Raw genomic sequence first — 23,461 nt, forward strand, 5'->3', positions numbered from 1 at the left:
GCTGTTTCAGTCGCTCAAGGCTGTTTCAGTCGCTCAAGGCTGTTTTAGACGCTCAAGGCTGTCACTGGAAAACGTGTGGCCGGCGATTTTCGCCGCGTAGAGCGCGGCGCCGATATCCGGGCTGTAATCAGGGCTCTTGAGTACACACGATGGCGAAACGGTTTGTAGCGCGGCTTTGAAGGGTTCGATAATTAAGTCGCCAGCCTGGAAAACACCACCGGAATAGGTGGTGATCACCGCTTGATCTTCAGCAAATTGCAACTGTGCCAATAACGATTGGACCATCAATGCCAGCTCTTCACCCGCGCGCTCAAATATCGCCAATGCCACCGGGTCTGACTGGCCGGCGGCTTCAGCCACCAGCTTCGACAGCGAGGCAATCTTGCTTCTGGATGCCTGCCACTTATTCAGGACCAGCGCACAGAGGTCCAGGTCGCGGGCGAGATTCAATTGCTCGACCATTAACGCATGCAATCGCGTTTTCCCGGCGCGCCCGTCCGACATACGCGAGAACGCTTCAAGCCCGGACCTGGCTATCCAGTACGCCGAGCCCTCATCGCCGAACAGCTCGCTCCAGCCACCAACCCTGGCCTTACGATGGCCGTTTTCTCCGTAACCAATAGAGCCGGTTCCCGCCACAATGTGCACACCATCGTGTCCGCCCGAGCCCGCGGCCCAGCCACACACCATGTCATTGTCACAACGATAACGATCAGAGCCCAACACAGATTGTGGAATCGAACTCAACGCCGCGATCAACGCACTGTCTTCGCCGTAGCCGGGAATGCCAAAAAAAGAAAACGCCACATCCCTGGCATTGACTCCGCTTTGACGACTGATTTCACTGACGCCTTCGCGCAGCACGGTTTCCATCCCCTCCAGGCCGACCTCAAGATGGTAACAAGTCGGACCCGTGTGCCGGGCAAGGACAACGCCATCCGCCCCCAGCAGGACAAAGGCGGTTTTAGTGCCGCCACCATCGACGCCTAAATACATTCTCCCCCCTCTTGAAGCGCAGGTTTGCGCTTCTCATACATGGGGTAAATGGTCACGCCTTGCACCACTCGGTTTACCGTGCCGCCCGAAGAAGGACTGTCCGGCTTGTTCAGCAGTGCCAACGCTTTGTAGAAGGCAAACATTTGTGCACAGACAATATAAGGGAAGTGCAACAGAAAATCGGATAACGAACTCGCGTAGCCAATGCCGATATCTTCTTCACACAACTGGCCGTTGTCCGCCGACAGGGCAATCACCTTGCCTGCCTCCCCGTCGCGGCGAAGCTCGGCCAACAGATCGAGGTCGTATTGGCGCGTATACGGATTGCTGGACAGGAAAACAAACACCAGGGTGTGCTCGTTAATAATGGTTTTAGGCCCGTGCCGGAACCCCAACGGGGAATCGTGCATGGCAACCACTTGCCCATCCGTCAACTCAAGCAGTTTGAGCGCCGACTCCTGGGCCAGCGAGGCGAAACCACCGCTGCCGAGAAAAACCACTCTCTCAAAAGGCTGCTGGGCCAACGCTCTCAGGCGCGCCTCCTGATCCAGGATCAAATCACGAGTGCCGTGGCTGACTTCTTCAAGATCCTTGAAGGAAATCTCCGTCGGGCAAAATACCAATGCGGCCATCAACATCATCGAGGTAAAGCTCGAGGTCATAGCAAAGCTTTTGTCATTGGTTTCTTCTGGCGTCAGTACCGCCAGGGCACGCTCACTATCCTGACAGTATTGGAACAGGCTGCCTTCCTTATTACAGGTCACCACCAGGTGGTAACACTCTTTCACCGCCTGATCAGCCAGCCTAACAGCGGCTACGCTTTCCGGGCTGTTGCCTGAACGGGCAAAAGAGACCATCAACGTAGGGGTACCAGCTTCCAAGTAGCTCATCGGGTTGGAGACGATATCCGTCGTGGAAACGGACTCCGCCCGCCGCTGCAAAGTGCTCGTCATGAGCGGTGCCAGACAGCCTCCGGCGAAGGCTGACGTGCCGGCGCCGGTCAGAATGATTCGCAGGTCAGGTTTGCGTAACAGGCGCTCCAAAAACTCATCCACCACCGGCCTGGCGGTTTGGTAGGCTTCGTAGGCGCGCAACCAGGACTGAGGCTGTTGGCAAATTTCTTTTGCCGTCCAGATCGCCGACAATTCGTCGAGGCTTGCTTCAGTAAAACCGAGATAATTCATTGTTGATTCCTTATTCCGTACAAGCCGCAGCGTATTGAGACAACACTTCCTGCACTTTGTGAACCACGATGCTTTCCACATCAAACGTGATATCACCCGAGCGCACCGCCGAATATTGAGAGGGCAGGTACTGGCTGACCATCGTTAGCGGGGGCGTTTGTTCCCTGAAGTTTTTCTCCATCACGGCCATCGCTTCAACCACCGTCGGGCGGCTCCAGTAATAGCGCACCCGGTCACTTAAACTGTACTGCTTATCAAGCAACAGCAGATTACCCTCGCTGGCGTAGTAACTTTTCCAGTATTTGGGCTCACGCTCCATTTCGGCCAGAACCACGCGCCTCAAATCAGAGGCGCTGTCACCGAACCACTCCCGCTCGATCGCATCCAGCGCCCACAGCGCCTCACGCATCGCGAACGTCACGCCCGGCCCCACTTTCAAAATCGCAAAATGGTCTTCCACCAAACGCTTCAGATTCTGCGGAGTCTGATAGTCCGTCGAATGCGCCTCAAACAGCATATAAGGATAGCTCTCGATGCTCCGGCTCAGTTCGGCCGCCGCTGGCGGGTTATAATCGACCACTTTATGGTGATCAAACTCCACGCCAGGCTGCACCACCAGCCCCATAACACGAGGCCAGGCGTCGTCGAGGCCCAGCGCCTTGAATGACTGATAGTGGGCTTCAATCGTAGCCGCCGCCGCTTCCGGCGCGGTTACTTCCAGCTCGGCCAGGTCTTCGGTAGCCCCACCGGGAACCGGCACCTCGGTCCCCACAATATATACCGGCGCTTCGCCGTCCACTCGACGCCACGCCTCTTCCGCCACGCGGCACAAACGGGCGGCGCGCTCGGCGACAATAGCATCGGACAAGGGCACCGGATCCCCATCGCAGGACATGGAACAATCCAGGTGAATTTTGACAAACCCGGCCTCCACATACTGCCGAATCAGAACCTCGGACTTCTCCATGGCCTGTTCTGCTGGCAGTGATTGCCAACAATTGGGCCCAAGGTGGTCGCCACCCAGGAGCACCTTATCGGCCGACAGCCCGGCCTCCTCAGCCAGTTCCAGCACCAGCCGACGGAAATCACCGGGCTGCATGCCCGTGTAGCCACCGTCCTGATTGACCTGATTCGAGGTAGCCTCAATTAACGCATAACCGCCCGTGCGTTGAGCATGGGACAGCGTCGCCTTGATAACCAGCGGATGAGCCGAACAAACGGAGCATATACCGACGGCTCGGCCTTTTTTGTGCTCACTCAACATTTGCAACAGCGCACTCATAAAAACCCCACTTTCATTAAATTTCATTAGACTTGGATAACAAATTAATACCCTTAAACTGATTCTTATGGATAAATTATGGATCAGCATATCGATATTGTAAACACAAAATGTTTCATTTAATTTCCATAACTCGTAGAAACGGGGTATTTTGCAAGAAACATCGAACGTTTCCGAAATAAAAACCATAAAGAAACAAAAAATAAACTATTGAAAAATCAGTGACTTACCGAAAAACCTATAGATTTAGAGCCGCATGAGTCGCCGTATTCAGCTCCTTTCATTGCCAAAATGTTGATTTAAGATGACTTTTGTAGTTTCATTATATTTCTATTTGGAGTAATGACCGGCAACAACCAGACTCCATCACCGATCGCCAGGAGGTTAAACCATGAGAAAAAAACCTGTCCCCCGCGCCCTGTCCGTCTCTACCGCCCTAAAAGGTGTCATCCTCGGCGCTTTCTTGGCGAACCCGCTCAGCGTGATGGCGGATCAGCACTTCTACACAAGTGATGATTTCAAACGTCTGGACAAGATCGACAGCCATGTGCATGCCAACTCCATCGGAAGCGATATGGTTGATCTGGCTCGCGAGGCCAATTTCAAACTGATCAGCATTAATGTCGATTACCCGGACTTTCCACCGGTGGACCGTCAACTGGAAATCACCGCCGAGCTTTATCAACGTCACCCCGAGGACTTCGCCTTTGCCGGCACCTTTACCATGCAGGACTGGGGCACTCAGCAATGGGTTGAGCGAAAAGTGGAGCAGATCGACCACGCCACCGATGAAGGCGCCATTGCCATCAAGGTCTGGAAAAACATCGGCATGTCGTTTCGGGATGAGTCCGGCGAGCTGGTCATGGTCAACGACGAAGGGTTCACGCCGGTTTTCGACTATCTTGAAGAGCAGGACCTGCCGCTCATTGGTCATCAGGGCGAGCCGAGGAACTGTTGGCTCCCTGTCAGTGAGATGACCGTACTGAATGACAAGCAGTACTTTAAAGAGCATCCCCATTACCACATGTACCTCCATCCGGAGATGCCCAGCTACGAAGATCAAATGAACAGCCGCGACCGGATGTTGGACATGCACCCGAAGCTGACCTTTATCGGCGCCCATATGGCCAGCCTGGAATGGAGCGTCGAAGCGCTCGCCAGATTCCTCGAGGACAATCCAAGTGCGGTAGTGGATATGGCCGCACGAATCGGCCAGATTCAATATCAATCCATGCAGGATTACGAGGAAGTAAGGCAGTTCTTCATAAAGTATCAGGACCGAATTTTGTACGCCACAGACCTGACCTACACGGATGGACAGTCCGGGCAGGAGTTTCTGGCGGAAGCCATGACAGTATGGCAATCCGACTGGGACTACCTGGCCACCGATAACACCTTGACGTCCGGTTTTGTGGAGGGCGAGTTCAAAGGCTTACATCTTCCGAAGACAGTGATCGATAAGATCTACCGCAGCAACGCCGAACGAGTGTTCAAGACAACGTTATACGCTTCCAAAAACCACTAGACTGAACAACGAATAGCAAGAGGACAACACAGTGGCTAGAATTCCGAAAATCTCCCTGCCCGGTCTGACCGCCGGGTTTCTCTTCATCGCCCTGCTGGGCTGCCAAGTCATGTCCAAAAATGGCACCCGAGCCCTGACTGACGAACTGACGCTGAACAATGGCGATTTGCTACTGCGCTTCGACCAGAGCCTACACAGCCAGATTTTGACCACACGTGCGGGCCAGACCGTACCGCTGCAAAAGCAGTATGAAAACACCGAATACATTGTGCTCAACAGCGGCATCGTTGATAACTTCGAAGCCGAATCGTATCGCGTAGCGCCGGTTAACGATGATCTGGGATCAGGCGAGCAGTACACACTGACCGGTCGCACGGCAGAAGGAATGGAAAAACAAGTTATCGTGCGCCTTTATGACAATCACCCGGACACCGCGTTGATGTCGGTGCAGTACACCAACCAGACAGAAGCGCCGGTGCGTATTCTCAAGTGGGTTAACAACCAGTACCGGCTTTCTCCCACCTCGGCGTCAGACCCGGCGTTCTGGTCATTCCAGGGTGCCTCGTTCGCCGACCGTCGCGACTGGGTACAACCCGTCACTCCCGGTTACGAACAGCGTAACTTCATGGGCATGAACTCTTCTGACTACGGCAGTGGCACACCGGTTTCCGATGTGTGGACGCCCGAAGCAGGGGTCGGAGTGGGTCATGTGGAACTCACTCCCAAGCTCGTCTCCCTCCCCATCAGCTACCCCCAGGGCGACGACGCGGCCTCCCTCGGTGTGGAATACGACCGCCCCACCACGCTGGAACCGGGCGAGAGCCTGACCACGTTTGAAACCTTCGTGACCGTGCATCAGGGCGATTATTACGACGCCCTGGTCAGCTACAAAGACATTATGGCGGACAAAGGTCTGGAAGCACCGGAGTATCCAGATGAGAGCTATGAGCCCATCTGGTGCGCCTGGGGCTACGAGCGCGGTTTCACCGTAGAAGAAGTGCTGCAAACATTGCCGAAAGCAAAAGAAATGGGCTTAACCTGGGCGGTGCTCGACGACGGCTGGCAAACCTCCGAGGGCGACTGGTATCTCGACCGGAACAAATTCCCGGAAGGGGATAAAAGCATGCGGGAGCTCGTGGAAGACATTGAAGAGGCCGGTTTGAAAGCCAAGCTGTGGTGGGCACCGCTTGCCGTCGACCCCGGCACCGACCTGATTAACGAACACGAAGACATGCTGCTGCTGGATAAAGAGGGCAACCCGGTGGATGTCACCTGGTGGGACGCCTACTACCTCTGCCCGGCCTACGCAAAAACCAAAGAGCAAACTAAGGAGCTGGTTCAGAAAATGATTGGCGACTGGGGCTACGCCGGGCTGAAGATTGACGGCCAACACCTGAACGGTGTGCCGCCCTGCTACAACCCGGCCCACAACCATGACCACCCCGAAGAATCCGTCGAGCAGCTTCAGGAATACTGGAAACTGGTTTACGAAACGGCCATTGAGATCAACTCTAAAGCCGTGGTGGAAATTTGCCCCTGCGGCACCTCCTATGCGTTCCACAATATGCCGTATATGAACCAGTCCGTCAGTTCAGATCCCCTGAGTTCATGGCAGATTCGTCACAAAGGCAAAACACTGAAAGCACTTATGGGGGCATCCTCTCCCTACTACGGCGACCACGTAGAGCTGAGTGATAACGCCAGTGACTTCGCCTCCTCGGTGGGCATCGGCGCCGTTGTGGGCACCAAGTTCAACTGGCCTGCCGACGGCAGTAACGAAGAAAGCTTTTTGCTCACACCGGAGAAAGAGCGTGAGTTCCAGCACTGGATCGACATTTACAAGGAGAAAATGCTGCCCAAAGGCGTCTATGAAGGCAGCCTTTACGACATCGGCTTCGACGCGCCGGAAACCCACGCCATCTCCAAAGACGACCGGATGTATTACGCGTTCTACGCGGATAGCTGGCAGGGCACGGTAGAGCTGAGAGGTTTAAACCGCGGCCATTATCAAGTCATGGATTACGAAAATAACCGCTCGCTCGGCACCGTGACCAGCACCGAGGACGGTGGCAGTGCTACCCTGGACATCGACGTTAACGATCACCTGTTACTGGAGGTTATCCCCGTTGATTAACGACAAAGCCCGGCGCTGTCTGTCTGTAGTGACGGGTGCATTGAATAGTGTCATCACTTGTGTCGTGATCGGTGCAGGCTCGCTGTTAAGCGGGCCTGCACCGGCCAATGAACCACATCCAATGCACTGGGAACTGCCGTTGATCGCCGCCGAAAAAGCAACGAAAGATGGCACCGACATCGTGCGGGTCGAGGACTATCAAGGCAAAATCGTGTATGTCGATTTCTGGGCGTCGTGGTGTCGCCCCTGCCTGAAATCCATGCCTTTCCTTAATGAACTGCGTAACGAATTTCATGACCGGGGCTTTGAAGTGCTGGCCGTCAATGTCGACCAACACAAAAAAGACGCACTCGCCTTTCTGGAAAAACATCCCGTCGATTACCCGGTGCTCTACGACGGGAGTAACCAATTACTGGAGCACCTGCAGGTAGTTGGGCTTCCCTCGGCGTTCCTGCTGGACGCAAGCGGCACCCCCACCATCGTGCATGCGGGCTTTAAGGAATCGGACAAGGCCTTTCTGCGAGCCGTGATTGATCGCGCGCTCGCCATTAATGGGCACTAATCACTACTGGGGCCAGCGCGCTGAATCCACCGTTGCGACCAGGCAACGGGAGAGAGCCAGCGCCAGCTCCACAACAACAGCGTTGGCCTGTAGGTGTGGAGCGCCATCACTGCCAGGCTGGATACTGTGATGAGTCCAAGCCACGCCGTCAACGCCAGACTCCATGGCCAATGCTGCAAGCAGGGAACCACCGACAGCGCCAAAAACAACCAACCACAACACTGCAACAGCCGAGCCACTTGCGGGGACGGCTTCCCGCCCAGCGTATCCCAGGCATGGCGCTTTATCGTGAGGGACAGATGCAAAAAGCCGAGAAAGCTTAATATCAGGGCAAGCGCAATCATGCTTCGGCCTCCTGCAAGCGGCGCTCGGCACGTGGAGCACGGGACGCTTTCCTCGCGTGAAGCATCGGTTTTCGGTACAGATACCCCGCCATCGCGGCCAGCGTGACGCCGGTCAGCAAACTAATACCATCAAACCCGAGCACCGGCCAGTTATGACCGCGCCAGGCCTGAAGAACCGTCAAGTCCGACGTGAGGAAATTGAGCACGGGCAGCAACAAATACAACACAGCCCCCGCAACAAGCTGCACCACCCAACCACGGCGGTGACGATCCACCAGGCCATACACCAGCAGCACGGCCCAGGCGACAAAGAACGCGTTCACTTCCCAGTCCGCCCTGTGTTCCACTGTGGCGGGTACCAGACGGTTGGCCCAAAAATAGATCCCCATGGCCGCCATGAGCCCGGCAATACTTCCTACATTCAAACCGCACACGAGTTCATACCCAAATCGGCCGAGCCGCTTCCGTGCGCGCTTAACACTCCATAACACCATGCCGGTGCCTACCATAATGGTACCCAGTACACCGGCGATAAAGAAAAGCCAGCGCGTGAGGGAATCAGCGTATCGAGCGCGATGCAAAGTTCCCAGTGCATTGCTGAATATTTGAATACCACTGATATTTTGCGTCAACCCGGAAGCACCCACACGGGTACCGGACGCATCGAATATCAGCTTGTCGGTACCATTGGCGCTGCCACCACCATGGGCACTCAGTATTTGCGTGTACAAAGAAGTCAGCTCAATGCGCATATCGCGCTGAAAGGGGTTATCAATGTTGATGCTACCCACTGGCTGCCCCCAATCGGCTTCTGCCTCAGCAATTAACGGCGCCAGCAATGGCAGCGGTAATTCTCGTACCACTTCCTGCGCTGCAGCAGGCGCTACATTTTCCCCGGGACCACCGCGCTGCCCGCGAGGCTCATAGTTCCAGAACAGCAAGGTGGACGCCACCAAGACCAGACCGCTGAAGGTAATCATCAAGTGAAACGGCAATGCCAGCACGGCCGTGGCGGCATGAGCGTCCAGCCAGGAACGCTGGCCTTTTTTGGGGCGAAATGTGAAAAAGTCGGCGAAGATTTTTTTGTGCGTCACGATACCACTGAGAATAGCGACGAACATAAACAACGTGGCCACACCGACGATACCGCGCCCCCAGTGCCGAGGCATGGCATACAGTTCAAAGTGAAACCGGTACAGAAAGCCGCCCCCGCGAGTCTCCCGCGGGTGCAGCGTCTCTCCGGTGGTGGCATCCAGAATTTCACGATGGCCTCCGCGGCGCCCGGCAGGCGGCTCACCCGAATTACGCCACATCACACTCACCGTGCGGTCGCGCTCATCGGGCAAGTCGATGCGCCACTGTTCAGCCTGCGGAGCCACCCGCGAAAGAAATTGCGCCGCCACCTCGGGCGTTTTTTCTGACGGTACGGATTGATGCAGCTCCGGTGTCATCCAGTAAGTGATTTCATGTCGAAAAAAGGCAACCGTACCGGTCAAAAACACGGCGAACAGCAGCCACCCCATCAACAAACCACTCCAGGTGTGAAGCCACGCCATGGATTGTCGAAACCCGTTTTTCACGACGCGGTTACTCCCGTTGCCAACCACCAAGCCAGCCAGAGCGCACTGGTCAAGGCCCAGGGAATGCCCAGCGCTTTTGCTGTGGAACGAAACGCAAACACCGCCATGATGGCGATCGCATAAACGGTGAAAAACACCAGGGCGACAAATTGTTGCGCGTCTCGTCCGGTCAGTTGGAAGAGCTCCGAAAGGCCCAGCGCAACGACGGCTGACAGTAGATAGCCACCCACCACGGCAGTGAGCGTTCTCAGGCCAATGGACAGGTAGTCAGGATAGGATGACGACATATTGTTGGTATCGTGTATTGGCAAAAAAGGTGGTCCACTAAGGGCGCTGTCACAGCCGGTCGTTAAAACACCACTGGGACAACGCCTTTAGCGAGTTAGCCGCCCATTAGAAATTGACGGTCAAACCAACGTTCATATAGCGGCCATCCAACACTTTGCCAAAGTCTTCCTGGGTTACCCGTTTATCAAACAGGTTGTATACGCCCATGTAAACGTTGGCGGCTTTGCTGAAGTGGTAAGTCAGACCCGCGTCAACAAAGGTGTAGGCCGGAATCTCGCTGGTGCCGGTTTGTGCCGTGCTGCTTTTATACTTCACACGGCTCCACACCTTGAACTGCTCGGACACGCGCCAGTCGGCTTTCAGGTTCACCCGGTGCTCCGGCTGGTTGTTCAGCGGCTCGCCGGCGTTTTCACCGGTTTTCTGCTCGCTGTCGGAGTAGGTGTAGTTGGCCGTGGCATCCACGCTACCGAACGGAATCGTGATAGCCGCTTCCACACCCCGTAACTCAGCATCTTCTACGTTCTGATACTGGTAAACACGTTGATAAGGAACGCCGAGGTAGGAGCAGTCATAAGCCAGGGGCTCACTCTCCTGGCAGATGACCGGCTTTTCGATTTTGTCTTTGAAATCAGTCTGGTACACGGTAATCGAGGCGTGAGCACCAGCATCCGAATTCCACAGCAACGCCGACTCGTAACTGACGCTCTCTTCCGGTTTCAGGTCATCATTGCCCACATCTGCGCCATCCGTGCTGCGGCCACCGCCGCCTTCCACCCATTGCGAATCGCCCTGCTTGAGATCCGGGGTGCTGTAGCCGGTGCTGACGCCCGCCTTGAACGTCCACTGAGACGTAACACGGTAAATGCCGTACAAGCGCGGGGTGATTTCATCGCCATACTTTTCGTCATTCACCCAGCGGGCGCCACCGGTCAGTGCCAGCTTGTCCGTTAACGACCATTCATCCTCCACAAACACAGCGGAATCCCAACGCTCCAGCGTGGCTTTATTCTTGGCCCGCTCCGGGTTTTCGGTTTTTTGCTCGCGGTACTGACCACCGACGGTCAGCATGTGATCGCCCAGCGCCATCACTGTGCTGGTATTGAGCGTGGTCCGTCCATACCGGGCATTCTGGGTGATGTTCTTCATATCCTCATCCTGAAGATAACTGTGCGTCTGGATATTGCCGTTCCAGTGAATATCGTGCGTCAATGCGTAGTGGCTGCGCTCATTTTCAAGCTCCAATTCACCGCTTCGATCCGCCGTACCGACCGCACGCTGTCGAGCAAACCCGGCTTCCAGTTGCAGGCTCTGCGCCTCCGTGGCCTGCCAGCTCAATTTAGCGGTATTACTGTCTTTGCGCATTTGCCGATAACCGTTCACGATGGCGTCTTCTTCACGGTTATGCGTATTGCCGTATACCGCCAGACCCAACCTGTCTTTTACCAGCGCACCACTCAGGTAATAGCGGTACTGGTCCGAGTCTCCGGAGTTGGAATCGTCCTGGATGGTTTTATCGGCGGTGACGGTGCCGCTCCATTCATTCACAACTTTCTTGGTGATCACATTCACCACCCCACCGAGGGCGTCCGAACCGTACAACGACGACATGGGGCCGCGAATAATTTCGATACGCTCAATGGCCGACATCGGCGGCAACCAGCCAAACTCGGCGCCTCCACCAAAGCCGTTGTAATAAGCCTGGCGGGACCCCTGGGCTTTACCGTCGACCATGATGAGGGTGTACTTTGAGTCCAGCCCGCGAATGGATATTTCACCCGTGCCCCCTTTGCGACCCGGGCCCCCTTCGATGGAAAGGCCCGGAATGTCTTGCAGTGCGTCAGTCAGGTCGGTATAGGATTTCCCTTCCAGCTCCTCGCGACTGATCACGGAGATACTCGCGGGTGCCTCCACGATATCCTGCTCAAAACCGGCCGCACTGACCACGACAGACTTCAGGCGCTTTGGTGCTTCACGGCGGCTGTCCGAGGAGACCGGCTCGCGCGTCAATTCGATGTAATTGTTGGCGGTGATGCGGTAGTTCACTCCGGTTCCGGCCAGCAAGCGGTCCAGGCCCGCGCCAATGGGGTAGGAGCCCCTGAGCCCCGCCGTACTCAGGCCTTCAAATGTTGAAGCGTCATACACCAGTTGCAAGTCCGCCTGAGTGGCAAAACGAATCAACGCCCGGGTCAATGGTTGAGCGGGAATCTGGAAGTCCCGCACCTGGGTCTGCGTAACGGCATCCGGCGCGCCGCTTGTTTCCTGTGCAGAGACGGTTGACGGCAGGGCCAGAGAACCGACGCTCAAAGCGCTGATGCACAAGGCCAAAGCCAGCGGTCGGTGGCGCTCCCCAAAGCGCGCTTGAAACAGTGTGGTCATTACAATCTCCGTGTTCGATTAGGCAAAAAGCGATCCGGCCCCCTCTGTGCGGAGGACCTTCATCATCAGACGGTGCAATCGCCGAACAGTCGGCTTATTGATAATGCTTTTTATTTGCACTACCTCTAAGACGTACCCATCACGGAATTCAGTAAAAAAAATCGAAAAAAGAAGATCACCCGATGCGCTGATCAGCGCAGAATGGTCAGGAAGGGGGGAATGCGATAAACCTTCAAGTCAAGTTGCTTTGCCAGAGCATTCACGACCTGATCACTATCGGTGGGATCGAAGACGCCACTGACTCGAATTTGAGAGGCCTCAGACCGGCTCAGAATAATCTTGTGAGTGCGAAAACGGTTGAGCCGGGTAATGACATCCTTCAGCGATGTTCGCTCAAACACCAATTGATTGTGTTTCCACGCCTTGGCCCAGCCCGGGTCGGCCGAGACCGGAGCGTCCAGTTGCGCCCCCTGAACACGAACCCGCTGACCGGCATCGACATTCACCGGAGTATGAGTGGCTGGCGTCGATACCGCCACCGCGTGCTCGATCACCGTCAGCTCAGCTGTTGTTCCTGCAAGCCGGTCCACCACAAACCGGGTGCCCAACGCCGTTCCCGACAAACTGCCCGCCTCCACCACAAAGGGGCGAAACCCCGCCCCGCGCTCCGCCGCAACTGTAAAGTAGGCGACGCCGCTCACCAGATTGACCCGACGAAAGTCGGCGTCATAGGCAACCGCGATAGCGGAATCCGGCCCCAGCCGCACCCGACTGCCATCGCGCAGCGTAACGGTTTGCTGCTCACCCGGCGCCGTTGCATAATCCGCTGCCGATTCCCGCCCGGTCGGCCAGGCACCACTGAGCCACAACTGAACACACAGGACCATTAACACGCTCGCCGCCGCCACCCCGGCAGACCACCGGAAATGGCGGCATCGCGTTACACGGCTTTCAATGACCGCCTCGGATACCAAAGGCTCGCGCAACGCGCCCATTGCCCGCCAAACCTGCTGGGATTGTGTAAACGCTTCACGATGTCTGGCGTCCTCAGCCAGCCAGCGGGAAAGTTGTTGCTGCTCGGAGCGTTCAATACCCCCTCCCGCGAGCCGCGTCACCCACTCCGCTGCCTGCTGGTCGATAGTCTCTTGCCCGGCTTGCTCAGAGGGCCGATTCTCTAGCGGCGGCATCAATGTGTCCCTATCAGAGGGTGGCGGTTCATCATGTCAGGCATCTTCGTCGCGCAGTTTCTGTACCGTGTACTTTAACGCCTGGGCCAGATGTTTTTGCACAGAACTTTCGGAAATATCCAGCGCACAGGCGGCATCCCGATACGTCATCCCCTCGATACGGCAGAGAGTGAAAACCCTTCGGGTCCGCTCAGGCAGTTCCATCAACAGCGCCCGCAGGCGTTGCAACTGCCGCTCCCCGCCCACGATAGACTCCGGGGCGGGACTGCCATCGAGCAATTGATCGAGATCCACTTGGTCCACCAAAGCTTCCGGTCGCACCGCCGCCTGACGGGAGTAATCCACCGCGAGATTATGCGCCGTGCGGAACAGGTAGGAACGGGCGTGAGTAATGGCATCTCTGTCATTTCTGGCTTGCTGGGTAAAACGCAAAAAGGTTTCCTGAGTAAGATCAGCGGCCATCTCTGCATCGCGAAGACGACGCTGCAGATAAGCCTCAAGCTCTCGCCGATGAGCCAAAAACAGAGACGCTACGCGACTACTCACGATTGACTACCACGTTGCTCGCCATCAACACCCCGCCCCAGGCACGAAAAACCTATCCTGGCTGCACAACGATATGCAGCCGAGAATATACTTGATAATAATTATCATTGTATTTAGTATAAGTGGCCAGCGCAACTGCCGCCCGCGACTGATTGAAACCAACACGGCTCCATTGACCGCTGCCTACTCTTGGATTGGCAGCCCTTTATTTCTATGCTGTTCGTCACTCCATTGCCATGAATGCACCGCTTGCTGCCTACAGCTCCGGCCTTCTTTCGACACCGCCCACTAACGCGTGGTCGCGGTGGCGAACCCCGCTGATCGCCAGCACGATTGTGGTGGCCGCACACAGTCTGGCACTCGGCATGCTGCTATGGACGAAAGCACCGGTGCTGAATGTTGTCAATCTCCCGACCATCAGCGGTTCTCTGGTGGCACCGCCCCCCTCACAAGCGGAAGCCCAGGATAGCGCCACCGCGCCAGCCCCGGCTCCGGCTCCGCAACCTGAATCGACACCGCCGCCCCAGCCACAACCCAGGGAGACACCTCCAACCATCACCCCGGAGTCTGAAACACCACTCGAACCGGAGCCTGTCGTGAAACCCCAGGTGGAACCGGTACCTGAAACGGCGCCCGCTGAGGAACAGGAACCGGTCCGTGAAGCCACTACCGCCCCCAGCGCTGCCCAAAGTGCTCCCTCTTCCGAGGCGCCCGCTGTGGATGAAAATGCACTGGAAGCGCCCGTCACACCGCCGCGAGCCGACGCCGCTCATTTGAATAACCCGGCACCGGTTTATCCACGCCAGGCACGTCGACTGCGACAAAGCGGAGTGGTTTTACTCGAAGTATTGATCATGCCGGACGGTTCCATCGGAGAGATCCGCATCGAGCAATCCAGCGGTTTTGAGCGCCTGGATGACGCGGCAATAGAAGCCGTCCAACACTGGCGATATGTGCCCGCGTCCCGGGCGGGTCAACCCATTCCCTACTGGTATTTACAGCCCATTGAATTCTCATTGAATTAACCGGGCGAGGAGAACAGCATGAACAACCCCTATGGTATTGCAGCAATGTGGGAGCAAGGTGATGTCGTCATTAAAGGCGTCGCCATTATGTTGCTGATCATGTCGGTGGCCAGCTGGTGTGTGATCGCCATTCGCAGCTGGCAACTGTATCGGCTGCGCAAGCCAGCTGCCGCACTGAACGATTTCTGGCACGCCCGCAGCTTCGTCGAAGGGCTGCACATGGTCGGCACCCATCGCGACAGCAACCCTTTCCGGCACTTGGCGGAAACGGGCATGGAAGCGCTGGATCACCACAAGACTCATACTGACGACCTGCACGGCCAACTGCCGCTCGGGGAGTGGCTGACCGCGTGCTTGCGCACCTCCATCGACGAGAGTGCCGAACGTCTGCAGCGGGGGCTGGCCATTCTGGCATCCGTGGGTTCCACGGCACCGTTTATCGGGCTGTTCGGTACCGTCTGGGGTATTTACCATGCGCTGGTCGGTATCGGCGTCTCCGGCCAGGCCAGCATCGACAAAGTCGCTGGTCCAGTGGGCGAGGCTCTGATCATGACAGCCTTTGGGTTGGCCGTAGCAATTCCTGCCGTTCTCGGCTATAACGCACTGAGTCGAGGCAACCGCGGCGTACTCGGCAAGCTCAACCGTTTTGCTCACCAGCTACACGCGTATTTGATTACCGGCGCGCCACCGCGCCGCCAGGAAGCGTCATACTCTGTTGCACGACTGGCCGACGCGGCCAAAGGAGCATAACCCATGGCATTCGGCGGCGGCTTTGACGACGAGGAAGTCATGAGCGAAATCAATATGACGCCCTTGGTGGATGTCATGTTGGTTTTGCTGATTATTTTCATTATTACCGTGCCAGTGATTACCCATTCAGTTAAAGTGGACTTGCCGCAGGCAAGCAATCAGCGCAACGAAATCACTCCGGACACCATCAACATTGCCGTGCTGGCCAATGGCGAGCTGCACTGGAATGAAGACACTGTCAGCAACGATGACTTACAGCGGCGTCTTGCCGAAGCAGCGCAAAAAGATCCACAGCCCCAAGTGCATTTACGCGGCGACAAGTCCGTCGCCTATGAACACGTGGTGACAACGATGGCCGCTATTCAGCGCTCGGGCATTGAGAAACTTGGCTTCGTTACCGAACCGGGCCCTTAAGCCCGCCGGGTAGACACCACCTCGCTTGACTTTATTTTTATTTGGGCTAACTTATTGCCCTATGACTCTGTTAAAACGCTTTCTTATGTGGAGGCTGTCTCCCACCTTTCCCTCCTAGCGAGTACCTGCCCGGTACTCGCTATTCGCGTTCCTGTCACTTTTTTTCCGAATCGTTAGTTTTATCACTACAAGCTGTTATTCCATACAAGCACGGTAGGCCAGGAGTCTGTCATGTGTTCGTTTAACGCCATTGAGCGTCGGCGCTCGATGTATCGACGCGCGCGTCATTTTTATATAACTCGCCCCTGGGGCATGAATATTGGCCCATTTACTCTTTCCAGGCTTCTGGAAACAGCAGGGAGCGCGACATCCCAATCCGCATCGGTCGCGGTTGGTTGCCGAATCACGTTATTTGATTTTCAGGAAAACGATGTGTGTGAAATGGATATCGTCAGCCCACAGGAAAGCCAGCCGAGCGCGGGCAAAATTTCTTTCTTGTCGCCGCTCGGTGCCGCGCTGCTCAACAAGCGCATCGATGACACTGTAAAGATCCCAGTGCCCGGCGGAGCCATGAAATTCAAGATTATTCGCATCACTCCATGTTAACCCTTTTTATCTGACTGCACCGAAAAGACGCTGAAAGAAGGATTGATTCTCAGGCCAGGAATGGCCTTCATTCAATATTGTAATAGGAGGATTTATGGCAAAGAAACCCGCCATCCAAATGAGTAAAGCAGACCATAGCGCATTGTTGCGTTTGATCGATTCCGTTCCCGAAGATCTGATCACCGAGCAGCTTGCGGAGGAGTTGGATCGCGCCAAGGTGGTCCCAGCTCACAAGCTGCCAGGCGACACTGTTGCAATTGGTTCAAGCGTTACGTTCACGGTCCAGTCCACAGGAAAGACCTTTACGTACCAGTTGGTTTATCCCACCGAGCTGGATAATACGGAAAACAAACTCTCGGTACTGAGTCCGGTGGGTAGCGCCATCATCGGGCTCAGGGAGGGGCAGTCAATTGACTGGACCATCAGCCAGGGGAACCAAACCATTATTACCGTGAACGATGTCAGTCCCCCGGCCAGCGACTAGGGCCTGTTGACTCTAAGCCGATAACGCCGGTAGACCAGCGCCAGCAGGAAGCACATGGCCGCTGGCACGGCCAGGGTCCAAAATGCCAGGCGAACGAAGAGCCAGGCACCCGCCACTCCGCCGGCAATAAACCCGGTAATGATCAGTAGGAACAGCAGAGCCCGGCGTCGATCAAACCCACGCCCCCTGAGCATGGAACCCAACATCAACCCCAGATCGGTAAATACCCCAGTGACGTGTGTGGTGCGAACCACCGCGCCGCTGTAGGTCGTCACCAGCGCATTTTGCAGCCCACAGGCTGCCGAGGCCAGGCAATGCCCAAAGAGCAATCCCTGCTCCAGTGAAAGCAGCGCTGCCACCAGCAGTATGCCCTCCACACAAAGCAGGGTTTCGTAGTGACGCCCCAGTTTCAGAGAGCCATCGGGGATCAGCAGGCCCGACAGCACCGCCCCTAGCACGAAGCTGGCCATCACCGCCAACAGGTGAAGAGCCTGGCCTGACGATTTAAACACCTGAGTGCCAAACAGGGTCGCCGTACCCGACAGGTGAGACACGGCTTCGTGCTGAAATCCCAGCAAGCCTACCGCATTCACGATGCCCGCTAGCAGCGATAAGGCAAATGCGCCATATTCCACCCACCGTGGCAGCCTGGATATCAAAAGCTCCCCCTTACAAATTCAATGAACATTGCCGCTATTGATTGTTCTTTTCAATCATACACCGATTGACCTCGATCCGGCAGGCAAACGCTGACAAAACGCCCTGCCAGGCCCAGATTCGCTGCGACCGGTTCATTCGCGTCTTTACAACAGGCAACATAATCCAGTACCGGGGCTTGACTTTAATCTCGGCCGGACACATGTTGTCTTTAGGGTGTTGGAAAAGTACAGGCGGCACTTTTAATCCTTGTCCACTACCCCTTGTCCACACCCATTCCAGGGCCTGGCCTAGAGTGCGGGCCTCAAATACCAAGGTAACTGATTGGGAGTCGTTATGAATATACAGTTGTCCGGCCACCATGTAGACATCACCGACGGCATCCGGGACGCCGTCAGCCAGCGCTTCGCCAAGATCGAAAATCATTATCCTGATATCAGTGACCTGTCCATGGCCTTGACGGTGGAGCGCCATGCACAGTCCGTGGAGGCAACAACCCAGTACAAGGGTGCTACAGTGGCCGTACACGCCGAGGAGCAAGACCTCTATGCCGCCATCGCCGAGGCGGCCCGCAAAATGGACGCGGCTCTGGCCAAGCGCAAAGGCGCTGAGGCCTCTCACCGCCACACGCGGTCAGTCGTGTGAACCCAGGAGCCCCACCTTCCCGGTGGGGCTCTTGAACTATCAGAGGATGAATATCAGTACCCCGGCAGTTGCTCGTAGAGTCCGCCACTGAGGTTGATCTGTTGTTGGGGAATCGGCATGTATTCGTGCTTACCGGCCGTAAAGGCGGCATCTTGCAAGTATTCCTTACGGGTTTCTTCGACCTCCAGGTAAGCATCAATCGTCTCCTTGGCGACACCCCAGCGCACCAGATCAAAAAAGCGGTGCCCTTCCAGACCCAACTCTAGGCGACGCTCCCACCGTAACGCCTGTCTCGCCTCGTCCTGATCGGCAAAGGCGTCATAAGTGCCAATGTTGTAAACGCTGTAGCTCCCTAACCGATCCGTGCTGTTCAACGCCCGCGTACGAATGCGGTTGATGATCGGAAGTGCTTCGTCTTCTCGGCCCAGCTCGATCAAGGCTTCTGCTTTCCATAACAACACATCAGCGTAGCGCACCAGTACGGTGTTCAGTGAGAATACCGTAAAAGGGCCATTCTCTATACGACAATCGCAATCCGGGTGCTCCAGCTCTTTCATGGAGATAAAGTTGCCGTAAGTGGCCGGATTTCGCGCCCAGGCATTCGCATTCTCTACGATCAGATCGTCATCGTACTTGAAGGGTTTATCCTGCATACCCACGGTATGATCCAGTCGTGGATCCACCATATCCGCCTGCGCATCGTAATTGGCATCGTTAAACGTATCGAACAAGGGCAGGCCATTGGCATCGGTTTTAAAGGCGTTGACAAAATTTTCTGTCGGCACGTGAAACCCACAGCAACCAAATCCACCGGCCATCGGCGTATTCAATGCAGTCGGCCAGGAGCCCCGACCATCCGGAGTGCCGTCATCACGCGAGCGCTGAATCGCAAACACGGACTCCCGGCTGTTTTCGAACTCATACAGGAAGTTCTTCGCGTAGTCGTCAACCAGGCCGTAGTAACCGGACGTTTCGATGTCATCAACAAGGCCCACCACTTCTTCGAGTTTATCCGTGTTGATGTCCACCACCTGATGCTCATCATTTTGCACATAGGCCTGATACAGCAACGTCTTCGCCAGATAGGCGCGAGCCGCGTCTCGGTCGGCGCGACCCAGCTCGCCTTTGTCTTCGGGCGCGGGCAGGTTTTCGACACCAAAGCGGAAGTCTTCTGCAATTTTATCCCATAGCGCCTGATCGCTGAGGTCCATATTGGAAGTCGCTTTCACCGCTTCCGGTGTCATGGTTTCATCCACCCAGGGAATGCGCTTGTAATGAATTTTCAGGTCGAAGTAGAAAATACCCCGGATAAACCGCAACTCTCCAATCCGCGCCGCCTTTTCCGGGTAGACGCTTTCGTCCACGTCATTCATCACCTGAAGCGCCGCATTGACGCGGGAAATTCCGGTGTAATCGCGCACCCATTTTTTGTTGTTCAGGTCAATAAAGTCCGGCGGAAACGATTCCCCATCCGCTACAAGAGGCTCGTACAGCGACAGCGCGTGGTAAGCAAAAATATCCGCTGCACCATTACCGCCTTTATGCGCATCGCCCGCCCTAAGGTTACCGGTGGGCCACAGGTACATAGGGGCGGTGTAGTGATCATTGCCCAAGTAGGAATAGGCCGCGGTTACCAGACTGTCCAGGTTCTCGGCGGTGGTGACTTGCTCCTCACTGAGCGCCGCCTTCGGTGGCTCATCCAGGGAATCACTGCCGCAGGCTGTGATGGCGAATGCCATCACCGCGGATACTGCCAGTTTATAGGTCTTATTCATTGTTCAATCCTCAATCACAATTCATTGTTCATAGAGCGACGTGGAAACCAGCGCCTCGATTGGCGCATTGGCTCGCTTTAGAAAGTCAAACTGACCCCTAGATTGATTCGGCGGGGAATCGGGAAAACCGCTCCCGGTGTTTCCGGATCCTGGCTTAGCGTATCGCTCGGTGTAATGGTCAGCAGGTTCTGACCTTGAATGTAGAAACGGCCGGAGGAGGCCCCAATCGCGCCCCAGAAAGAGTCCGAAGGGGTATAGCCGATGGACAGGTCACGCAGCTTCAAGTACGTCGCGTCCTCCCAGAAGAAGGTAGACTCCCGGGCCTCGTTGTTGTTATCTACCAACGTCAGGGCGGGCACATCGCTGCCGCTGTTCTCGGGTGTCCAGGCGCTGAGCACCCGGTCGCCGTAGTTAGAACCGGCGTTCAGGGAGGTAAAGTCCGTAAAGTTGCGCCAGCCGTTGCGAATCTGTCCACCGGAAATGCCTTGCCAGAACATATTGAAGTCCCAGTTCTCGTAGCGGACCTTAAAGTTGACGCCATACATGAGATCGGGCTCGGTAGCGCCAAAGTATTCCTGATCAGCCTCGGTTATCGCCCCATCGCCATTGAGGTCACGATAGCGAATTCGACCGGGCGCCGCACCGGACTGGGTCGCGTGGGCCGACACTTCATCCGCCGACTGAAACAGGCCATCGGCCACATAGCCATACACCGCGTTAATGGACTGTCCCAGAATGGTTTTATCGCGACCATTTCCGGGAAACGAATTCACTACATCCGCCGGCAGCGCCACCACTTCGTTTTCAATCGCGGAAAAGTTGCCGGTAATCTCGTACTCAAAGAAACCCAGGCGAGGTATATCCACACTGTTGGCGTAGGTCAGGGACAGCTCCCAACCGGTGTTTTCAATAGAGCCACCATTAACGATTTGTGAGGCGCCCTCACCTTCGGTTGCCAGCGGTTGAGTGCGGGTCAGAATATCGTCGGTCGTTTTTTCAAACCAGTCCAACGAACCCCACAAGGTGCCCTGGAACAATTCGAAATCCAGCCCGACGTTAGTCTGGGTGGAGGTTTCCCATTTCAAATCCGGGTTACCAATCTGAACCCGGGCGAAGCCGGATGGCAGATTGCCCTGGTCGGCTCCACTCAGATCATAGGCCGTTCCTTCATCCTGCTCATTGGTGAACAGTGAAGTGGTGGCATAGCGGCTTTCGTAGATGGTATAGGTGGCACGCGTATCGATTTCCTGATTACCGTTTTCACCCCAGCTGGCCCGCAACTTCAACTCATCGACAAAGTCGAGGTCGAAGAAGGACTCATCAGAGATAAACCAGCCGGCGGAAACCGCCGGAAAGGTACCCCAGCGATTGTTCTCGCCAAACCGGGACGATCCGTCGCGACGCACGGTAACGGATGCCAGGTATCGGCCCTCAAAATCGTAATCGATCTGGGTAAAATAGGATTGCATGTTCCACGCGTCGCCGCTGCCGAAGACCTCGGCCGACGACGTTCCCTGAGTGAGAAACGCATAGTCCAGATCATCCGAGGCGTAACCGCTGTTTCGCCCTTCAAACCCTTCGGTATCGTAATCCACGGTTTCCACACCACCGAGCACTTTCAGAAAATGCCCGCTGGCAAAGTCCCAGCTGTACTCCGCCGTGTTGGTCCACACCAGAGTGCTGTTCCAGTTATGGTTGGTACTAAGCTGCTCTTCAAAGTTCAGGTTGCCCGCCTGATACGCACGGTCGTAATTTCGGTAATAGAATTGACCGTAGTCCAGACCGACATTGGAGCGCAGCAGTAGATCGTCCAGCGGACGGAACTCTAGATACGCGTTGCCCACCACGCGATTGTAGGTGTTCTCAATATCCCGGTTCATCGCGATAATTCGTACCGGGTTATCGCGGTCGGTGATACCGGCCGCCGGGCCGCCCCACCCCATACCGTCTTCCGTGCGTATCGGCACAATGGACTGCTGCTCAATGGATAACCCAAGTACGTTGCCCGCCAGATCGTTCACTTTATTGGATGTTTGGTTCGTAATGGCAAAATTCTCACCAATGGTCAGGTCCCCATCCATAAAATCGAAACTGGAATTAACGCGCAGCGCCAGTCGTTCGAATTGAGACTTGTCCACCACGCCCTCGGCGTTGTAGTAACCGAAGGAGGCGTAGACATTCGAGTCGTCGTTGGTTTTTCCCACGGACACGTGCAAATCCTGCACTTCCGCCGTGCGCGTGACCGCATCAAACCAGTTAGTATCAGCAGGACGCATAGTCTGCGCTGCATCGAGATATTCCGGCAATTGCACCGCGTTCAACTGCGGATTGCTGTAATCACCATTCCAGTCGTAGTTGTACAGCGGGCTGGCGTTGTTGGGATTAGTTCCATCATTAATGGCAGCCTGGAATACAGCCCGGGCACGCTGCTCGGTGGTTAAGGGGTTCAGGTCGTAGGAGTAATCCTGAAGCGAATGGTTGTAGCTGATGTTCACCCCTTCCGCATCACGGCCTTTCTTCGTGGTAATCACGATCACACCATTGGCGGCGCGTGCGCCATAAATGCTGCCGGTGGCCGCATCGCGCAACACTTGTATCGAGGCGACGTCATTGGGGTTGAGTTCGTGCATGCCTTTGGTCGTGGGTACGCCATCAATCACGTACAACGGGTCGTTGAACCCCAGTCCCCCAATACCCTGGCCGCGAATGCGAACCGAAGAGCTGGGATTTGGATTGCCGTCGGTGGTAATCTGCACGCCGGGCAAACGACCTTGCAGGTTTTGCATAATATTGCCCGATGGCATGTCCGCCACATCATCCAGGTTCACAGAGTCCACAGCGCCAAGCAGTTTACGCTCCTCGGTCGTGCTATAGCCTGTGACCACAATTTCCTCAAATGCGCGGGGAGCGGCTTCGTCGTTCGCGTTGTCGACCTGGGCGGTGGCAAGCCCGGGCGATATCGCGCAGGCCAGTGCGCTCAATGTAAACAGTGAGTGCTTCATAAAAATGTCCTCGTGCTTATTTATTGTTAACCGTCAATTATTATGAGAGTGGCGTAAAGCCGCCCCACTGTTTTGTGCGGCGGCGCTCAGAACACACTC

Annotated in this window: 21 protein-coding genes; 9 read left to right on the plus strand and 12 right to left on the minus strand. The window is 55.8% G+C overall.

What is annotated here, in order from left to right:
- Positions 1–33: 33 nt before the first annotated feature.
- Genes ACQCLF_RS06855 through ACQCLF_RS06865 form a run of 3 tightly spaced genes read right to left on the minus strand, consistent with a single transcriptional unit; the run spans position 34 to position 3,462 of the window.
- A complete protein-coding gene (locus ACQCLF_RS06855) occupies positions 34–996 on the minus strand; it encodes an N-acetylglucosamine kinase (protein WP_426985580.1) in 963 nt (320 codons plus the stop codon).
- Positions 987–2,180: an SIS domain-containing protein gene (locus ACQCLF_RS06860; protein ID WP_426985582.1), complete on the minus strand. Its 1,194-nt coding sequence runs from the start codon at positions 2,178–2,180 to the stop codon at positions 987–989. Before ACQCLF_RS06860 ends, ACQCLF_RS06855 begins: the two co-directional genes overlap by 10 nt.
- Positions 2,181–2,190: 10 nt before the next feature.
- On the minus strand, positions 2,191–3,462 hold the full coding sequence (locus tag ACQCLF_RS06865; protein WP_426985584.1) for a D-tagatose-bisphosphate aldolase, class II, non-catalytic subunit: 1,272 nt from the start codon (positions 3,460–3,462) through the stop codon (positions 2,191–2,193).
- Positions 3,463–3,853: 391 nt separating this feature from the next.
- Here ACQCLF_RS06865 and ACQCLF_RS06870 point away from each other — a divergent pair, with 391 nt between their 5' ends.
- From ACQCLF_RS06870 to ACQCLF_RS06880, 3 genes are read left to right on the plus strand one after another with little or no spacing between them, the layout of a single operon-like run.
- Entirely contained in the window at positions 3,854–4,987 is a 1,134-nt protein-coding gene (locus tag ACQCLF_RS06870; protein WP_426985586.1) for an amidohydrolase family protein, read from the plus strand.
- Between the two features lie 31 nt (positions 4,988–5,018).
- Positions 5,019–7,121, plus strand: coding sequence for a glycoside hydrolase family 36 protein (locus ACQCLF_RS06875; protein WP_426985588.1), 2,103 nt, complete (start codon positions 5,019–5,021; stop codon positions 7,119–7,121).
- Positions 7,114–7,683 (plus strand): TlpA family protein disulfide reductase, encoded by a 570-nt coding sequence (locus ACQCLF_RS06880; RefSeq protein ID WP_426985590.1) that lies wholly within the window; start codon positions 7,114–7,116, stop codon positions 7,681–7,683. The genes ACQCLF_RS06875 and ACQCLF_RS06880 overlap by 8 nt, the downstream gene beginning before the upstream one ends.
- On the opposite strand, the gene ACQCLF_RS06885 is transcribed toward ACQCLF_RS06880, so the two are convergent.
- The 6 genes from ACQCLF_RS06885 to ACQCLF_RS06910 form a co-directional block, all read right to left on the minus strand.
- Positions 7,680–8,027 carry a DUF3325 domain-containing protein gene (locus ACQCLF_RS06885; protein ID WP_426985592.1) on the minus strand — a complete coding sequence of 116 codons (348 nt, stop codon included), beginning with the start codon at positions 8,025–8,027 and terminating at the stop codon, positions 7,680–7,682. The genes ACQCLF_RS06880 and ACQCLF_RS06885 overlap by 4 nt on opposite strands.
- Complete coding sequence (locus tag ACQCLF_RS06890) at positions 8,024–9,583, minus strand: PepSY-associated TM helix domain-containing protein (RefSeq protein ID WP_426985594.1); 1,560 nt, start codon at positions 9,581–9,583, stop codon at positions 8,024–8,026. The genes ACQCLF_RS06885 and ACQCLF_RS06890 overlap by 4 nt, the downstream gene beginning before the upstream one ends.
- Before the next feature lie 20 nt (positions 9,584–9,603).
- On the minus strand, positions 9,604–9,894 hold the full coding sequence (locus ACQCLF_RS06895; protein WP_426985596.1) for a hypothetical protein: 291 nt from the start codon (positions 9,892–9,894) through the stop codon (positions 9,604–9,606).
- A gap of 106 nt (positions 9,895–10,000) precedes the next feature.
- A complete protein-coding gene (locus ACQCLF_RS06900; RefSeq protein WP_426985598.1) occupies positions 10,001–12,271 on the minus strand; it encodes a TonB-dependent receptor domain-containing protein in 2,271 nt (756 codons plus the stop codon).
- Between the two features lie 191 nt (positions 12,272–12,462).
- Positions 12,463–13,458 (minus strand): FecR family protein, encoded by a 996-nt coding sequence (locus ACQCLF_RS06905; RefSeq protein WP_426985600.1) that lies wholly within the window; start codon positions 13,456–13,458, stop codon positions 12,463–12,465.
- 36 nt (positions 13,459–13,494) lie between these two features.
- The gene (locus ACQCLF_RS06910; RefSeq protein ID WP_426985602.1) at positions 13,495–14,004 is read right to left on the minus strand and encodes an RNA polymerase sigma factor; all 510 of its coding nucleotides are present in this window, start codon (positions 14,002–14,004) and stop codon (positions 13,495–13,497) included.
- Between the two features lie 236 nt (positions 14,005–14,240).
- Here ACQCLF_RS06910 and ACQCLF_RS06915 point away from each other — a divergent pair, with 236 nt between their 5' ends.
- The 5 genes from ACQCLF_RS06915 to rnk all read left to right on the plus strand — a co-directional run bounded on the left by ACQCLF_RS06915 (position 14,241) and on the right by rnk (position 17,283).
- Positions 14,241–15,029, plus strand: coding sequence for a TonB family protein (locus ACQCLF_RS06915; protein WP_426985604.1), 789 nt, complete (start codon positions 14,241–14,243; stop codon positions 15,027–15,029).
- Positions 15,030–15,047: 18 nt separating this feature from the next.
- The gene (locus ACQCLF_RS06920) at positions 15,048–15,779 is read left to right on the plus strand and encodes a MotA/TolQ/ExbB proton channel family protein (protein WP_426985606.1); all 732 of its coding nucleotides are present in this window, start codon (positions 15,048–15,050) and stop codon (positions 15,777–15,779) included.
- Between the two features lie 3 nt (positions 15,780–15,782).
- Positions 15,783–16,193, plus strand: coding sequence for an ExbD/TolR family protein (locus ACQCLF_RS06925; RefSeq protein WP_426985608.1), 411 nt, complete (start codon positions 15,783–15,785; stop codon positions 16,191–16,193).
- A 231-nt stretch (positions 16,194–16,424) separates the two neighbouring features.
- Complete coding sequence (locus ACQCLF_RS06930; RefSeq protein ID WP_426985610.1) at positions 16,425–16,799, plus strand: GreA/GreB family elongation factor; 375 nt, start codon at positions 16,425–16,427, stop codon at positions 16,797–16,799.
- A gap of 94 nt (positions 16,800–16,893) precedes the next feature.
- The gene (gene rnk / locus ACQCLF_RS06935; RefSeq protein ID WP_426985612.1) at positions 16,894–17,283 is read left to right on the plus strand and encodes a nucleoside diphosphate kinase regulator; all 390 of its coding nucleotides are present in this window, start codon (positions 16,894–16,896) and stop codon (positions 17,281–17,283) included.
- Here rnk and ACQCLF_RS06940 read toward each other — a convergent pair.
- Positions 17,280–17,942 carry a YoaK family protein gene (locus tag ACQCLF_RS06940; protein ID WP_426985614.1) on the minus strand — a complete coding sequence of 221 codons (663 nt, stop codon included), beginning with the start codon at positions 17,940–17,942 and terminating at the stop codon, positions 17,280–17,282. The genes rnk and ACQCLF_RS06940 overlap by 4 nt on opposite strands.
- 334 nt (positions 17,943–18,276) lie before the next feature.
- Here ACQCLF_RS06940 and hpf point away from each other — a divergent pair, with 334 nt between their 5' ends.
- Positions 18,277–18,585: a ribosome hibernation-promoting factor, HPF/YfiA family gene (hpf, locus tag ACQCLF_RS06945; protein ID WP_426985615.1), complete on the plus strand. Its 309-nt coding sequence runs from the start codon at positions 18,277–18,279 to the stop codon at positions 18,583–18,585.
- A 53-nt stretch (positions 18,586–18,638) separates the two neighbouring features.
- On the opposite strand, the gene ACQCLF_RS06950 is transcribed toward hpf, so the two are convergent.
- Both ACQCLF_RS06950 and ACQCLF_RS06955 read right to left on the minus strand, forming a co-directional pair.
- Positions 18,639–20,360 (minus strand): RagB/SusD family nutrient uptake outer membrane protein, encoded by a 1,722-nt coding sequence (locus tag ACQCLF_RS06950; RefSeq protein WP_426985617.1) that lies wholly within the window; start codon positions 20,358–20,360, stop codon positions 18,639–18,641.
- A 77-nt stretch (positions 20,361–20,437) separates the two neighbouring features.
- Positions 20,438–23,362: a SusC/RagA family TonB-linked outer membrane protein gene (locus ACQCLF_RS06955; RefSeq protein ID WP_426985619.1), complete on the minus strand. Its 2,925-nt coding sequence runs from the start codon at positions 23,360–23,362 to the stop codon at positions 20,438–20,440.
- Between the last annotated feature and the right edge of the window lie 99 nt (positions 23,363–23,461).

Source organism: Marinimicrobium sp. ARAG 43.8, from assembly GCF_050113635.1.
Taxonomy (GTDB): Bacteria; Pseudomonadota; Gammaproteobacteria; order Pseudomonadales; family Cellvibrionaceae; genus Marinimicrobium.

Bases quoted from the DNA above. Each gene is read 5' to 3' on its own strand.
- ACQCLF_RS06855 (WP_426985580.1), bottom strand. From the start codon at position 996: ATGTATTTAGGCGTCGATGGTGGCGGCACTAAAACCGCCTTTGTCCTG.
- ACQCLF_RS06860 (WP_426985582.1), bottom strand. From the start codon at position 2,180: ATGAATTATCTCGGTTTTACTGAAGCAAGCCTCGACGAATTGTCGGCG.
- ACQCLF_RS06865 (WP_426985584.1), bottom strand. From the start codon at position 3,462: ATGAGTGCGCTGTTGCAAATGTTGAGTGAGCACAAAAAAGGCCGAGCC.
- ACQCLF_RS06870 (WP_426985586.1), top strand. From the start codon at position 3,854: ATGAGAAAAAAACCTGTCCCCCGCGCCCTGTCCGTCTCTACCGCCCTA.
- ACQCLF_RS06885 (WP_426985592.1), bottom strand. From the start codon at position 8,027: ATGATTGCGCTTGCCCTGATATTAAGCTTTCTCGGCTTTTTGCATCTG.
- ACQCLF_RS06890 (WP_426985594.1), bottom strand. From the start codon at position 9,583: ATGGCGTGGCTTCACACCTGGAGTGGTTTGTTGATGGGGTGGCTGCTG.
- ACQCLF_RS06895 (WP_426985596.1), bottom strand. From the start codon at position 9,894: ATGTCGTCATCCTATCCTGACTACCTGTCCATTGGCCTGAGAACGCTC.
- ACQCLF_RS06900 (WP_426985598.1), bottom strand. From the start codon at position 12,271: ATGACCACACTGTTTCAAGCGCGCTTTGGGGAGCGCCACCGACCGCTG.
- ACQCLF_RS06905 (WP_426985600.1), bottom strand. From the start codon at position 13,458: ATGCCGCCGCTAGAGAATCGGCCCTCTGAGCAAGCCGGGCAAGAGACT.
- ACQCLF_RS06915 (WP_426985604.1), top strand. From the start codon at position 14,241: ATGAATGCACCGCTTGCTGCCTACAGCTCCGGCCTTCTTTCGACACCG.
- ACQCLF_RS06920 (WP_426985606.1), top strand. From the start codon at position 15,048: ATGAACAACCCCTATGGTATTGCAGCAATGTGGGAGCAAGGTGATGTC.
- ACQCLF_RS06925 (WP_426985608.1), top strand. From the start codon at position 15,783: ATGGCATTCGGCGGCGGCTTTGACGACGAGGAAGTCATGAGCGAAATC.
- ACQCLF_RS06930 (WP_426985610.1), top strand. From the start codon at position 16,425: ATGTGTTCGTTTAACGCCATTGAGCGTCGGCGCTCGATGTATCGACGC.
- rnk (WP_426985612.1), top strand. From the start codon at position 16,894: ATGGCAAAGAAACCCGCCATCCAAATGAGTAAAGCAGACCATAGCGCA.
- hpf (WP_426985615.1), top strand. From the start codon at position 18,277: ATGAATATACAGTTGTCCGGCCACCATGTAGACATCACCGACGGCATC.
- ACQCLF_RS06950 (WP_426985617.1), bottom strand. From the start codon at position 20,360: ATGAATAAGACCTATAAACTGGCAGTATCCGCGGTGATGGCATTCGCC.
- ACQCLF_RS06955 (WP_426985619.1), bottom strand. From the start codon at position 23,362: ATGAAGCACTCACTGTTTACATTGAGCGCACTGGCCTGCGCGATATCG.